This window comes from Allobosea sp. FW305-C-101 (assembly GCF_058783685.1).
On record NZ_JBYSYT010000001.1, the window covers coordinates 629,476 to 643,332 of the forward strand.

General features: G+C 64.8%; 13 protein-coding genes and 1 tRNA gene. 8 read left to right on the forward strand and 6 right to left on the reverse strand.

Annotated features, from left to right (window positions below; genetic code table 11):
- Positions 1-1,500, forward strand: a complete 1,500-nt coding sequence (locus AC3WMA_RS02955; RefSeq protein ID WP_492283909.1) for a tripartite tricarboxylate transporter permease — start codon at positions 1-3, stop codon at positions 1,498-1,500.
- Here AC3WMA_RS02955 and AC3WMA_RS02960 read toward each other — a convergent pair.
- A complete protein-coding gene (locus AC3WMA_RS02960) occupies positions 1,481-2,524 on the reverse strand; it encodes an SDR family oxidoreductase (RefSeq protein WP_492283910.1) in 1,044 nt (347 codons plus the stop codon). The genes AC3WMA_RS02955 and AC3WMA_RS02960 overlap by 20 nt on opposite strands.
- Positions 2,525-2,698: 174 nt before the next feature.
- On the opposite strand from AC3WMA_RS02960, the gene AC3WMA_RS02965 reads away from it, so the two are divergent.
- Positions 2,699-4,129: an APC family permease gene (locus AC3WMA_RS02965; protein WP_492283911.1), complete on the forward strand. Its 1,431-nt coding sequence runs from the start codon at positions 2,699-2,701 to the stop codon at positions 4,127-4,129.
- An 87-nt stretch (positions 4,130-4,216) separates the two neighbouring features.
- On the opposite strand, the gene AC3WMA_RS02970 is transcribed toward AC3WMA_RS02965, so the two are convergent.
- The 3 genes from AC3WMA_RS02970 to AC3WMA_RS02980 all read right to left on the reverse strand — a co-directional run bounded on the left by AC3WMA_RS02970 (position 4,217) and on the right by AC3WMA_RS02980 (position 5,996).
- Entirely contained in the window at positions 4,217-4,714 is a 498-nt protein-coding gene (locus tag AC3WMA_RS02970; RefSeq protein ID WP_492283912.1) for a DUF2059 domain-containing protein, read from the reverse strand.
- 96 nt (positions 4,715-4,810) lie between these two features.
- Positions 4,811-5,512 carry a ribose-5-phosphate isomerase RpiA gene (gene rpiA, locus AC3WMA_RS02975; protein WP_492283913.1) on the reverse strand — a complete coding sequence of 234 codons (702 nt, stop codon included), beginning with the start codon at positions 5,510-5,512 and terminating at the stop codon, positions 4,811-4,813.
- A gap of 109 nt (positions 5,513-5,621) precedes the next feature.
- Positions 5,622-5,996: a hypothetical protein gene (locus AC3WMA_RS02980; protein WP_492283914.1), complete on the reverse strand. Its 375-nt coding sequence runs from the start codon at positions 5,994-5,996 to the stop codon at positions 5,622-5,624.
- 156 nt (positions 5,997-6,152) lie between these two features.
- On the opposite strand from AC3WMA_RS02980, the gene AC3WMA_RS02985 reads away from it, so the two are divergent.
- Together AC3WMA_RS02985 and AC3WMA_RS02990 are read left to right on the forward strand one after the other, a co-directional pair.
- The gene (locus AC3WMA_RS02985; protein ID WP_492283915.1) at positions 6,153-6,851 is read left to right on the forward strand and encodes an HAD family hydrolase; all 699 of its coding nucleotides are present in this window, start codon (positions 6,153-6,155) and stop codon (positions 6,849-6,851) included.
- 28 nt (positions 6,852-6,879) lie between these two features.
- A tRNA-Val gene (locus AC3WMA_RS02990) sits at positions 6,880-6,954 on the forward strand.
- Between the two features lie 175 nt (positions 6,955-7,129).
- Here the strand turns inward: AC3WMA_RS02990 and AC3WMA_RS02995 are convergent.
- Positions 7,130-7,495 (reverse strand): hypothetical protein, encoded by a 366-nt coding sequence (locus AC3WMA_RS02995; protein WP_492283916.1) that lies wholly within the window; start codon positions 7,493-7,495, stop codon positions 7,130-7,132.
- Positions 7,496-7,545: 50 nt separating this feature from the next.
- Here AC3WMA_RS02995 and AC3WMA_RS03000 point away from each other — a divergent pair, with 50 nt between their 5' ends.
- On the forward strand, positions 7,546-7,809 hold the full coding sequence (locus tag AC3WMA_RS03000) for a helix-turn-helix domain-containing protein (protein ID WP_492283917.1): 264 nt from the start codon (positions 7,546-7,548) through the stop codon (positions 7,807-7,809).
- 85 nt (positions 7,810-7,894) lie between these two features.
- Here the strand turns inward: AC3WMA_RS03000 and AC3WMA_RS03005 are convergent, their stop codons facing one another.
- Positions 7,895-9,019: a tyrosine-type recombinase/integrase gene (locus AC3WMA_RS03005; protein WP_492283918.1), complete on the reverse strand. Its 1,125-nt coding sequence runs from the start codon at positions 9,017-9,019 to the stop codon at positions 7,895-7,897.
- A 375-nt stretch (positions 9,020-9,394) separates the two neighbouring features.
- Between AC3WMA_RS03005 and AC3WMA_RS03010 the strand changes: the two genes are divergently transcribed.
- The 3 genes from AC3WMA_RS03010 to AC3WMA_RS03020 all read left to right on the forward strand — a co-directional run bounded on the left by AC3WMA_RS03010 (position 9,395) and on the right by AC3WMA_RS03020 (position 13,565).
- On the forward strand, positions 9,395-12,550 hold the full coding sequence (locus tag AC3WMA_RS03010; protein ID WP_492283919.1) for a hypothetical protein: 3,156 nt from the start codon (positions 9,395-9,397) through the stop codon (positions 12,548-12,550).
- A gap of 348 nt (positions 12,551-12,898) precedes the next feature.
- Positions 12,899-13,192 (forward strand): DUF3467 domain-containing protein, encoded by a 294-nt coding sequence (locus AC3WMA_RS03015; RefSeq protein WP_492283920.1) that lies wholly within the window; start codon positions 12,899-12,901, stop codon positions 13,190-13,192.
- A complete protein-coding gene (locus AC3WMA_RS03020) occupies positions 13,143-13,565 on the forward strand; it encodes a hypothetical protein (RefSeq protein WP_492284763.1) in 423 nt (140 codons plus the stop codon). The genes AC3WMA_RS03015 and AC3WMA_RS03020 overlap by 50 nt, the downstream gene beginning before the upstream one ends.
- Positions 13,566-13,857: the final 292 nt, after the last annotated feature.

A 13,857-nucleotide genomic window follows, 5' to 3' on the forward strand; every position in this document is an offset into this window, starting at 1 on the left:
ATGGATACCCTGCTCTCCCTCGTCCAAGGCTTCGGCGTCGCGCTCGAGCCCTCCAAGCTGATGTTCTGCCTGATCGGCGTGTTCCTCGGCACCGCCGTCGGCGTGCTGCCGGGCATCGGCCCGGCGCTGACCGTCGCGCTATTGCTGCCGGTAACCTTCAAGCTCGATCCGGCCGGCTCGCTCATCATGTTCGCCGGCATCTACTATGGCGGCATGTATGGTGGCTCGACCACCGCGATCCTGCTCAATGCGCCCGGCGAAAGCGCCTCACTAGCGACCGCGCTCGAAGGCTCCAAGATGGCCAAGGCCGGCCGTGGCGGCCCGGCTCTCGCGACCGCGGCGATCGGCTCCTTCGTCGCCGGCCTGATTGCGACGATCGGGCTTGCTTTCCTCGCGCCCTGGCTGGTCCAGATCGCGGTGAAATTCGGCCCCTGGGACTATTTCGCGCTGATGATCGTCGCCTTCGTCACGGTCTCCGCAACCTTCGGCGACTCGCCTTTGCGCGGCCTCACCAGCCTGTTCCTTGGCATCGCGCTCGGCCTCGTCGGCATCGACAAGCTGACCGGCCAGGCACGCCTGACCTTCGGCGTGCCTGAGCTTCTCAACGGCATCGAGGTCACCACGCTCGCCGTCGGCCTGTTCGCGGTGGGCGAGGCCTTCTATGTCGCCTCCAAGCGCGCCCGCGATCCCGAGGAGATCATTCCGATCAAGGGCTCGCTATGGATGACCAAGCAGGACTGGAAGCGCTCCTGGGCGCCCTGGCTGCGCGGCACCGCCTTTGGCTTCCCGATCGGCGCCCTGCCCGCCGGCGGCGCGGAAGTCCCGACCTTCCTGAGCTACTCGACCGAGCGCAAGCTCTGCAAATACCCGGAAGAGTTCGGCAAGGGCGCGATCGAGGGCGTCGCCGGACCGGAAGCGGCGAACAACGCCTCGGCCGCCGGCACGCTGGTGCCGCTGCTGACGCTTGGCCTGCCGACCTCGGCGACGGCGGCGATCATGCTCGCCGGCTTCCAGCAATACGGGCTCAATCCCGGCCCGCTGCTCTTCGCCGAGAAGCCTGACCTCGTCTGGGGCCTGATCGCTTCGCTGTTCATCGCCAACGTCATGCTGGTGATCCTGAACCTGCCGCTGATCGGGGTTTGGGTCCGCTTGCTGGCGATCCCGCAGCCCTGGCTCTATGCCGGCATCCTCGTCTTCGCGACGATGGGCACGCTCGCGGTCAATAGCTCGCCGGTCGAGCTCGGCATGCTCTTCATCTTCGGCTTCATGGGCTACCTGATGCGCCGCTACGACTATCCGGTCGCGCCGATGGTCGTGGGCCTGATCCTGGGGCCGATGGCAGAGCAGCAATTGCGCCGCGCGCTGCAGATCAGCCTGGGCGATCCGATGATCCTGCTGGAGAACCCGATCTCGGCGACGCTGCTCGGCATCGCCTTCATCGCGCTGGTCGCGCCCTTCGCGATGAAGGGGCTGAACAAGTTCAAGGCTGCCGAGGACTGACCAGCCCGAGCTGGATGAGGCTCTCGCCCGTCGCGACGAGAGCCTCAGACGCCGGGCGCGGCTGCCAGCCCAGCATGGCTTGCGCCTTCGCGCTCGTCGCCGTCTTGCTGCGGCCGAGCTCCGGCGTCGCCGCCTGACGCGCGGTCGCGCTGAAGCGCGCGGCGAAACGCACCAGCCAGTCCGGCAGCACGCGGGTCGAGACCCGCTCCGCATTCGCGCCAAGGCCGTCCTTCAGCGCCTGGGCGATCGCCTGCATCGTCATGAAGTCACCGCCCGTCGCCAGGAAGCGCTCGCCGGCCGCCGCCGCATCGGTCATGGCGCGCAGGTGCAGCTCGGCGACATCGCGCACATCGACGACACCGAACATCAGGCGCGGCACCGCCCAGAGCCTGCCGTCCAGCATGGTCTTGACCAGCAGGATCGAGGCCGAGAGATCCGGCCCCAGCAAAGGGCCGAAGATGCCGACCGGATTGACCACCGCAAGCTCCAGCCCCTGCCCTTCGCCATCAACGAAATCCCAGGCGGCCCGCTCGGCCAAGGTCTTGGATTTCGGATAGGCGGCAAGCTCCGGCGCTGCCGCGTTCGTCCAGTCACGCTCGTCATAGGGGCGCTTCACCACCCGGCCATAGCCGATGGCCGCGAAGGAGGAGGTCAGCACGACGCGCCTAACCCCGGACCGATGTGCGGCGCGCAGGACGCGCAGCGTGCCCTCCCGCGCCGGGCGGATCAATTCGTCCTCGTCCTTCGGCGCCGCCGCTGCGAGCGGTGACGCGACGTGGAGGACATAGGCGCAGCCGGTCGCCGCCTGATCCCAGCCCTCGTCACGCATCAGATCGGCGACGACGACCTGCAGCCGGTCACCAGCCTCGATTCCGGCTCCGCGCAGGGCGTCCCTGAGAGCGCCCTCGCGTGCCCGATCGCGCAGCGTCGCGCGGACATCATAGCCCGCCGCGAGCAGCGACAGGATGCAATGCCCCGCCAGGAAGCCGGAGCCTCCGGTCACCAGAACGAGATCACGGGTCATGTCGCCGGCTCCGCCGTTTCAGTTCAGCCGCCCGGCCATAACGTCGGTTTCGACATGACGCCAGAGCACGGCAGGATGGTGGACAGGGCAGGCCAGCCGGTGAACAATTGCGGCGGAACTGTGTTGTCCCAGGGCCGGCATCGGCAGCGATGCCGCGGCAGAGGGAGACTATCGATGAGCGATACCACGCTTGGCGCGCAGGCCGGCACCGGTCAGCCAGCCGCCGCAGAACCCAGCCTGCACCGTGTCATGGGGCCATGGCTGCTGCTTCTCTTCATCGTTGGAGACATCCTGGGCACGGGCATCTACGCGCTGACCGGCCAGGTCGCGAACCAGGTCGGCGGCGTCGTCTGGCTGCCCTTCCTCGTCGCCTTCGCCGTCGCGATGGTGACGGCGTTCAGCTATCTCGAACTCGTCACGAAATACCCGCAGGCCGCCGGCGCCGCACTTTACACGCACAAGGCCTTCGGCGTGCATTTCATCACCTTCATCGTCGCCTTCGCGGTGATGTGCTCGGGCATCACCTCGGCCTCGACCGCCTCGCGCGCCTTCGCCGCCAACATGTCCAACGCCTTCGGGCTGGGCTTGTCAGGCGGGATCGGCATCACGCTGATCGGGCTCGGCTTCATGGCGATCGTCGCCATCGTGAACCTGCGCGGCGTCGGCGAGAGCGTGAAGGCCAATGTGGTGCTGACCTGCGTCGAGCTTACCGGCCTCCTGATCATCATCACCATCGGCATGATGGCGATCGCGGCCGGACAGGGCGACGTCTCGCGCGTCATGCAGTTCAAGACGACGGCTGATGGCGGCGTGTTCTGGCCGGTCATTGCGGCGACGACGCTGGCCTTCTTCGCCATGGTCGGCTTCGAGGATTCGGTCAACATGGCCGAGGAGACCAAGGATCCGAGCCGCATCTTTCCGAAGATCCTGCTCATCGGCCTGTTCATCACCGGCGTGATCTATGTGCTGGTCTCGATCTCGGCGATCACGCTGGTGCCGCCGGAACAGCTCGGCGAAGGCGAGACGCCGCTGCTCAAGGTGGTGCAGGCCGGCGCGCCGAACTTCCCGATCTGGATCTTCGGCTTCATCACCATGTTCGCGGTCGCCAACAGCGCGCTGATCAACATGCTGATGGCGAGCCGGCTGGTCTACGGCATGAGCCGCGAGCATGTGCTGCCGCCCATCCTCGGCAAGGTCCATGCGACACGGCGCACGCCCTATGTCGCGATCGGCTTCACCAGCCTGCTCGCCTTCGCGCTGATCACATTCGTCGGCGAGGTGCCGGCGCTCGGCGGCACGACCGCGCTGTTGCTGCTTTGCGTCTTCACCGTGGTCAACATCGCCGTGCTGGTGCTGCGCAAGGACACGGTCGACCACGCGCATTTCCGCACGCCGACCTTCCTGCCGATCATCGGCGCGCTCTCCTGCGCCTTCCTGGCCGGGCCATGGACCGGGCGTGCTTCGGTCCAGTACACGATCGCCGGCGTCCTGATCGGCATCGGCGTGCTGCTCTGGGTGGTCACGGTCATCGTCAACCGCAAGACCGGCACCGCGCTCAGCGACCCGCTGATGGAGGACATCGGAGGGCGCGGCCCGGTCAATTGAGCGCAGCCGACGCAAAAGCAACAAAAAAGGGCCGGCGAATGCTCGCCGGCCCTTTTTGATAGCCTGAGGCTCAGGTGGCGCGTCAGCTCAGAAGGTGTGGCCGCGCTTGCGCATTTCCTGCGAGAACCGATCGAACAGATATTGGCTGGTCTGGACGGACCAGGGCTGAAGAACGTTCAGCAGGTCGTCCATCGCCTCGCGCCGCAGCGTGTTGTAGCGCTGGCCGACCGGGGACTTGAAGAAAGCGGCGATCTCCTTGAGATCAGCCTCCGTCATCTTCCGGGCGAAGACCTCGGTGGCCGTCCGGGTCATCTCCTCGGCGCGCTTGTCGGCCTCCGGCTTCAGCGCAGCGACGACGGCGTCGGTATCCTTCTTCATCTCCGGGCGGGTCGCGATGAGCTCCTGCACGCTCTTCTCGAACTCGTTATAGATATTCGTGATGCCAGACGTGATGCCGGTCGCGTCCGCGACTTCGCGCGCCACCTGGAGATGGCTCTGCGTCAGCGCCGGCGCCTGGGCGAAGGCGGGAGCGGCGCAGACGAGCGCCAGACCAAGGGCGGCCCGGACGAGAGAACGACGGATCATGCGTTGAAACCCCTTTGTCAGCGAGCCGCTGGCCGGGGGCCATGGCGGATCGGTCATTGTGGCGCGTTCCTTAGCGTGTCTTGCGCCGGAATGGAATCATTCGATCCTGCCGATGAGCTTGAGGCCATCGGCTCCCGCCAGGATGGCGCCGGTGGCCAATCCGATGAACAGGCCATGCTCGACGACGCCAGGCACGATGTTCAGCGCCTGCGCCAGCAATTCCGGCCGCTCGATCGTACCGAGATGGGCATCGAGAATGTAATGACCGCCATCTGTGACCAGCGTCGTGCCGTCCGGCTTCTGGCGCAGCGAGAGCCTGCCCTCAGAGCCGGAAGCGGCGATGGCCGCAGCCACGGCCCGGCGCGTCGCCTCAAGCCCGAAAGGCACGACCTCGATCGGCAGCGGGAAGCGGCCGAGCGTCTGGACCAGCTTGCCGTCATCGGCGATCACGATCATGCGGGCGGAAGCCGCCGCGACGATCTTCTCGCGCAGCAGTGCAGCGCCACCGCCCTTGATCAGGCGCAGTTGCGGATCGACCTCGTCGGCACCGTCGACGGTGAGGTCGAGTTCCGGCGTCTCATCGAGTGTCGACATCGGAATGCCCAGCGAAACCGCCTGGGCCTGGGTCGCCTCGGAAGTCGAGACGCAGAGCACCTCGAAGCCTTCCGCGACCTTGGCGCCGAGCAGATCAACGAAATGCTTCGCGGTGGAGCCGGTGCCGAGGCCCAACCGCATGCCCGGCCGCACGAGTTCGAGCGCGCGGGCGGCAGCCTGCTTCTTCAGGTCGTCGGCATTCATGAGATTCGTCCGGCTCAGGTTGTGGAAAACGCCTGCCGCCCAGGCCGGACGACGCCGCTCTCCTGCCTCGCCGAAGCCGGCGAGTCCAGCACGCGGAGGCCTCCCGGCGTCATTTCGTCTGGGGCGTGCACACCGTCTTGTCGTCGAAGACGTAGCAGATGCTCATCTCGCCGGTGCGGATATTGACGCGAAAGATGCCGCCTTCCTTCTCGTGACGCGACGGCATCAGGCCGTAATCGCTGGGCGCCTGCGGACCCGCTCCTTCGCCCGACGGGAAGCAGACGGTGAGGCCGACGCCGCCCTCTTTCAACTGGAACTGGCAGGCGCCGACCTCGCCGGTCGCCTTGTCGATCCGGTAGACGCGGTTGAGGTCGGTCTGCGGCGCAGGCGCGAATTCGAACGGCCCGGCCAAGGCCGGCACCGCACCCGCCATCGCCAGCAGCAGCCCTGCGATTCCAGCCCGTCTTCCGATGAAATTCGACATGATGATCTTCCCTGCCGCCGGCCGCGCGACGAATCGCGCGCACGATACCATCTCACACGGCAAATTTGGGGAGGTGCGCGCACGGGACTTGCCAGCCCGGCCGCAACGACCTTTAACCGAATCTCGCCCGGCCGAATCATCCCGAAGGTCCCGACCATGAGTCTGCCCCCGATCGTCGTCTTCGATCTCGACGGAACCCTCGCCGAGACCGCGCCGGACATCATGCGGGTCCTCAACCTGATCCTCGTGCGCGAAGGGCTGGCAGCCCTGCCGCTTGAACGGGCGCGCGAACTCGTCGGCGCGGGCGTGCGCGTCCTGATCGAGCGCGGCTTCAAGGTCTCCGGCCAGCCGCTCGATCCGGAAACGCTGGAGCGGCTCTTCCTGGAATTCATGGAGATCTATGCGCAGGATACGGCGGGGAGCAGCCATCTCTATGACGGCGTGCTCGGCGCTCTCGATGTGCTGGCCGGGCAAGGCTATGCGCTCGCGGTCTGCACCAACAAGCCGATCCTGCACACGAAGCTGATCCTCGATCATTTCGGTATCGCCGGCCGCTTCGCGGCCGTCGCCGGGCGCGACAGCTTCCCCTATTTCAAGCCGGATCCGCGCCATCTCACCCTGACGATCGCGGCGGCGAAGGCCGATCCGGCGCGGGCCGTGATGATCGGCGATTCCCGTACGGACATCGCGACCGCGCGCGCTGCGGGCATTCCCTCGATCTGCGTGCCCTTCGGCTATACCGACGTGCCGATCGAGACGCTGGAACCGGATTTCATCATCCAGCATTTCGACGAGTTGGCCGGCGCGGTCGACCGCGTGTTCAAATCTCCTCCCCGGACGTCCTTGACGGCATGAGGCGCGCCGACTAGGAGAGGCCGGGTCCGGGCGATTAGCTCAGCGGTAGAGCACTCCCTTCACACGGGAGGGGTCACAGGTTCGATCCCTGTATCGCCCACCATCCAACCCATTGAAATTGCGATGATAATCCGGACAACGCGATAGCGGAGAAGCCGCCATCGCCACGGCCGGCAACATATTGGCAACGGCTGCCCCCGTCGCCGCTCGCCGATCAAACATGAAAAAGCCGGCTGCATGAGCCGGCTCTTCGTCGCTTGGGGCTGCGATTCGACAGCCTATTTGATCGGATCGGCCATCGGATCCAGCCCGGCCAGCGAAAGCAGCAGGCGCCGTGCCATCGCGGTATCCCAATCGAGATCCTCATCGGCGCCGCGCCAGGTAGCGGGCATGACGTGCTCGAGCAGAATGCGGACCTTTGCCGCGGCGTCGGCCGCGTCGCGCGCCGGCGCCGAAATGATGCCTTCGATCAAAGCAGCCTGTTCGGCAAGCGCTAGGCTATGCGGGCCGTTGACGATCTCGCCAGGGTTCGAAACGGCATCGGCGAACGCCTGGAGCAGGACTACACGCTCATAAACCTCCGAATTCGAGGAGACAGGAACAACGGTGGCGTGGAGAGCGGTGACGTCAAAGTGCTTGGTCATGGCTGTTTCCCAGAGTTGCAATCAACAGTTTATGTTGATAATCTCGACCCATGATCCTGTCAACAGAAAATGTTGAAATGACACCAAGCCAATGCCGAGCCGCCCGCGCGCTGCTCAACATGACCCAGCCGGACCTCGCTGCGGGCGCAGATGTCGGCCTCTCAACCGTGGTCGACTTTGAGAAGAGTCGGCGCCAGTTGCCCGGAGAGACGATCGCCAAGCTACGCAAGGCGCTCGAGGCCGCTGGAGTCGAGCTCTTGCCGGAAGATACCAAAGGCGTCGGTGTACGCTTCTCGGCGCCAGCCGCCCCCTAGGGCCATCTCATCAGACGCAAACCCACCCCCCGGGCGGGGGGCGGCGCTTCGTCTCAACCAAGCCCGGAGGGGCCTCGCCAAATTTTCAGTTTTTTGGAAATCTCGGGGGCTCGTAGTCCTCGCCGGGGAAGAATTCCGGGCTGTGGTGCCCGTAAACGCGCTCGATCGTAGAGACCGTGTCGCCCAGCAGCCCGGCGACCTTGTACGGGTTGACGCCGGCCATCATCAGGTGCGTTGCCCGTGAGTGGCGCAAAGCATGCGGGTTGCCTGGAGAAAACCCCAGGCGGGCGCAGAGCTTCGTGAGCGCAGCATAGAAGTCCCGCGTCTCGCCGAACAGCCGGCCGCCATTCTGCAGCGCCGCCGCCAAGCGACGCACGATGACCCCTCGGATCTGCGGAAAGATCGGAACCTTGGGCTTGGCCTTCTTTGTCGCGAGATCACCCGGCGCGCTCAGCTCAATGAAAGGCACTTCTCGGTCCAGGTGAACTTGCGACGCAAGAAGGTTCAACACCGCCTTGTAGCGCGCGCCTAGGTAGTAGCAGAGCAGTATCATGTCTCGCGTGAACGCATCTTGCGCCTCGAAGAACAACGTAGCGACCTGGTTTTGGGTGAAGAATCGCTGCTCCACCTGACGCCGAGCCCCCGACGGCAGCTCGAAAGTTGGCATTTCGTTCGGCGAGATTCTCTTCCATCGCAATGCGTGATTTGCGGCCGCTCTTAAGACAACGAGCTCTCGGCGGATTGTGGCATCGCAGGCTCGCCGACGCTCACTGGAGTACCTGCTGCGCCCGCCGAGGCGTCCCGAGCGTCGCGCATCGCGATATGCTCGACAGGCAGGAATATCGACGTCCTTCAGAAGCATGCTGTGAAACCCCGCGGTTAAGTGGGTTATAGCCTGCTCCTGCCGCACTTTATCAGCGACCTTGCCGCTCCCCAGAACATGCTCCTGGTAGTAGTCGACCAGTGCTTGGCGAACTGACAGCGGGCCTTCCGGCCGCATCGGCGGCAAGGGTTTCTCAAATTCTTTGGCCATCTCGTCACGTATGCCGAGCTCCACCTTCTTAACCTGGAGCATCGCATAGGCTGCCGTGGGGTCTGACGTCCTCAGGCTGATGGTACAGACCCTCTTGAGGGCGGGAGCGTACCAGGATGCATGCAAAAGACCCCGGCGATAGAAAAAGCGGATCGAATTGCCTCTCTTGCGTGCCATTTCGGCCTCCATTTGTTGGCTTGCCGAACATGGGCCAAATACTGCAGTTAATACACAATTATTATTGTGTAATAAGCAGCATGTTGCAGACAATACTTTATTCTAATCTTGATACATTTAGTGATTTTCTTGCCTGCCAGCAGCTCGGCGGCGACGCTCAAAATAGCTTTCCTTCCTAGTAGGGAGCTTCCCCTAGGAACGCATTCTTGGTATGATGTGCTTAGTGGGCGTTTTAGCCGGTTTCGCCGCGCCGGGTCTGATCTGATGGATGGACCCCGTGACTACGATCCCCACTTCTTCGAACGGCAATGCTCTGCCTTCCCTCCGTCATAGGGGATGCGTGTCACGCCGCGCTCCTGGCGGGAGTGCTCATTGATGGGCCGCTGGGAGGTCACCGGCCCGGACGGCGCGCGGTACATGTTTGAGGCGCCAGACGAAAGTGCGCTGAATGAAGCGATCGACGAATTCTTCTCAGCCCCTGCGGCGACCACACCTGCGACGCCTGGCTCCTTGCAGCAGGCAAGCCCCTCATCGCCTTCTACACCGTCGGCGCCGCTAGCAGCTCACCAGCCGCCGAACATTGCCCCGGCGCCCTCGCCGGAGGTTCGCGCGTCCGATCCGTTCTGGCGTGTGGCCGATGAGCGGGCTTCTGAGGCCGCTCGGGAAGATGCGCAGCGCAAAGCAATGGGCCTCCCGGCTGCAGGCAGCCGCACGACATTCGCTGACGACCGCGGCGGCCCTTCCCTCGAGGTCGCAGCCCAGGGCATCGCCCGAGGCGTCGGCGCCGATATTCTCGGCCTCCCGGTCGACTTGGCAACAGGCCTGAACAATGCTGCGCGAGCTGCCCTGAACATCCCGTCGTGGGTGGCGGGAGCCGCGACCGGAAAGCCTAAAGAGCTTCCATTCGGCTACATCACCGAGCCAACCGGCGGCAGTGACTGGATTGCCAACAAAACTGCGAAGCTGGCGGGGGCACTGGGAATCGAGCCGGTCGACTACGACAAACTCGGCCCTCGCGAGAAGGCGCTCTATCAGATGGCGCGCTTTGGCACCGGCGGCCTGGCTCAAGGGCTCGGCCTTCGCCAGATCGCGACGACCCGCGCACCTTCGGAAACGCCGCGGATGTTCGACGAGGTGCTACAGCCCTACGCCCGAGAGACTGCAGCGCCAACCCTGGCGCGAGACGCTGCTGCCGGCACAGGCGTTGGCGCCGGCTTGGCTACCGCTGACGAGGTTCTGCCCGAGGATGCCCGCGGCCCGGTCAGCTCCCTCATCGCCGGTCTGATCGGCGGCGTGGGCGGCGCCAGCCTGGCCGATGCGGTGAGCGTCGGCCCGAAGGCAACGTTCGCCTGGGCGACCGCCGGGCGACCGGAGCGCGGAGTGACGTTCAACCCGGACGGCAGCTATGTGAGCCGCGGCACGGCAACTGATGCATCGCGATACTTGCAGGAGCAGGCCGGCGGAGCCGATGCGGCTCGCCGGGCTGCCGACACGATTGGTGAGCATGTAGCCGAATTCCGCGGCATGGGCGCTCCCGTCCCGACAACCGGCCAGATCGCAGAGAACACGGGGCTGGCGCGTGTGGAGCGCGGGATCCGCAACACGTCGAGCCCGGAGACCAACCCGATTTTCGAGCGCGATCGCGCCGTCAACACCTTCGCCGGCGAGCAGGTCCGCAGCATGGGCCCCGAAGGGGCCGACCCGAACCTCTACCCACACGCGGCTGCCGAAGTCGCCGCCAACCTTCGCGTACCGGCGCGTTCTGAGCTTTCGAAGGCAGAGAGCGGTCTGGAATCCATCTCCAGCCAGCGAGAGGCCGAGGCGCGTTCCCTTGCGGACGGGTCAGCAACGCGCCGCGTCGAAGCCTCTCAAGCGCTCGATCGCGAGATCACTGGCGATATGGCCCGGCTGCGCGCAGAGCGCGCCGAGGCGCTCAACAGTCGGACGATCGACCCGGATGGCGCTGCGCGCATCAACGCGACTCCTATCTTCGACGCCGCGGATCGCGCGCGCCAAGCCGGCGTGACACTGCCGGAATCCCTCCGCAAGCGCCTCCCTGTTGCTGACGAGCTCGCTGACCGGCGACCGCATGAGGTGAGCAAGACTAGCCCGATCCTCGGCGCGGATGGTTCCCCGATCGTCACCCGGGAGACCGTAGGCAGCCCGGACATGTCGCTGGCGGAGCTCAACGACGCGCGCCCGATGCTCGCGCAACTCTCAAGCACACTCGAGAAGTCGATCGGCGGCGGGAATACGGCCGCGATTCCTCAGAAGGAAGCCGTCGACACACTCCGCGCGGCGATCAACCAGGAGCTCCGCGGCTACGCCGAGAATGCCGGCACGCCACAGGCGGAACGGCTCAAGCAGGGTTTGGCGCTGGGCGATGAGTTCTCCCGCCGGTATCGTGCGCCGGGCGCCGGCGACCCTGTGGTCGAGCTCCACCGCGACATGTATCGAGAGCGGGGTGACCTGACGGGCCGGACCACGACGCCGCCAGAGCAGACCGCCGGCCGCTTCATCAAGGAGCCGGAGCGCGGCGGCATTCAGGGCATGCAGTCGCTCAACCGCGTCATGGCAGATGCGACAGACCCCGCCGCCATCGCGAACGCCCGGCGCGACTTCGTTCTTTCCCTGGCCGCGTCGAAGATTGTCGAAGGCAACAAGATCAATCCGCGACGGCTTGGCCGCTTCATGGACGAATGGGGCTCGGTCATCGAGCATGCGCCGGAGACCAAGGCCGAGTTCGCAAAGCTGCTCGAAAAGGCGAGGCTCGGACAGTCGATCGAGGACGGCTTCTCCCAGGCGATCGAGGGCGCCAAGGGCCGACTCAAGCTCACGGAGGCCGAGATCGCCGACAGCGCGCTGTCGACCGTCATGGGCGCCACGGGCCGCAAGGGTATCCAGTCGATCCTCGGCAGCAAGAACCCGCCGGCGCAGATGGCTGACCTCGTCAAGCGGATCGAGAAGGTGCCTGGAGGCGTCGATAGCGTGCGCCGCGCCTTGTCCGACTACCTTGCCGACCGCGTGACGAACACAAATCGCCAGGCGACGCAGGACGGCGGTCTGCCGCCCTCCTATGCGAGGCTCGTCGGCCTCGAGAAGGACCCCGATCTGGATCGCGTCCTTGCCGCGGCCTGGGGTGACCAGCCAGAGGCCATGCAGGCGCTGCAGCGCGCTCGCCGGGTGCTGGAGCCTAGGGAGTTCCTCGCGACCGTCCAAGGCACCGCTGGCTCGCCCACGGCCAGCAACCTCAGCTCTCTCATGCGGATGCTCGAGCTCGGTCTGCGCACGACCCAGGGCGGCCTGCGTGGCGGCAACACCGCCCGCAACATCAAGGTCGCGCTCGGAAGCCTGCTCAGCGGCCGCGATAGCGAGGTGCTAAAGCTCGTCGCTCGAGCCCACGTCGATCCCGCTGTGGCGCAGCACCTGCTCTCCAAGCAGCTGGCCGAGGATCCGGCTCAATGGGCGTCGAAGATGCGGAAGATTCTGAATTGGGAAGAAGCTGCTCGGCAGACAAACGAGGAGAATTGAGCGCCGCAAGGCTGCGCGTACTTGCCCCGTCTTGCAGGGAACCAGACGCGCCCCTATCTGGTTCTCAGCGCGGCATCCTCGGATGCCTGCATGCTCTCCAGTCGATGCGTCGCCGCGGATGTACCGGCCGCAGCCAACAGGAGGGCAAAGCCATTTTCCCGGCGATGGCCGGAACCGCCTAGTCCTGACAGAAGTCAGAGGCCCGTCGCCTCCCAAGCGGCGAACCTATGGTTTTCGCGGGCTCTTAGCTTCCTGGCGGGTCTGTTCGCTGCCGCCCGAGTTAAGGTAGCGGGATTGACGCCGCTGAATTTCCAGTCAATTGAACAGGGGTTCAGACTGGAGTGACCGATGGCCAATGAGTTGGACCCGACAGCAGTCGACGTGCAGGAAGCGGCCTTCGAGAGGCCTCTCACACAGTACTACGCGAGTGTTTTTGGGGTCGGTCGAACGCCTTTTGAATTTATCTTATCATTTGGGAGGCCGGTGACTGCTCCTCCGCCAAAGATGGGTGCGCCCGTTCCGATTGCGCTCGACTGGACACACTCGGTTATTTTGAGCTACCAAGCGACCATTCAGCTACGTGACGCGTTGAATGCTCACATTGAGCAGTTGGAAAAAGAAGCTCAGGCGGCCGGGGGCTAGATTGGCGCGGACGCCGCTTTTCCAGGTTGAATGCTCAGTAATTTCCGACCTTACGGTCACGCTCTACGAGGATGTGTGGCTGTACAAGATCGTTCGCAATCATCCCGAAGTTGAGGGACTTTTGGAGGAGGCCAAAGCTACTGCCGCGGCCCCAGCGATCGTCCTTGAGAGCAACACCGTTCCCGGCAGTTACGTTTTCGTAAACACCTCGGTGCAGGATCAAACGGGGCGTTATCTCCGTCTTCCGATCAGGCCGGCTCCGAACCAACCGGGGCACGCCTTCGTGACGAGCTGCTACTTCAGTGGCAATGTGAAAGACGCAGGAACCTTAATTCATCCAGCCGTGTTACCGACGTTGGATAGGAAGAAATGATTTCCGCCGAGTACGACGATTGCAGTGACGTTCTGTACGTCCATGACTCGCCGAAGCGGGCCTACGGTGACGAGACGCCGGACGGGTTGCTAGTTCGTTACGCTTACGACTCAGGCGTGGCGTGCGGCGTGACGGTCTTTGATTTCGACCAGTTATGGGGGAGGCGCGAAGCTGAGCTTGCATGTCGGATAGCCGCGCTCTTGAGTGTTTCAGAGGCGGACGTGCAGATGGCAATCGCTCGAGCAACTCACCACTAGCTTCTCCATTTCGCTGCCGGTCTGCTCACTGGCAT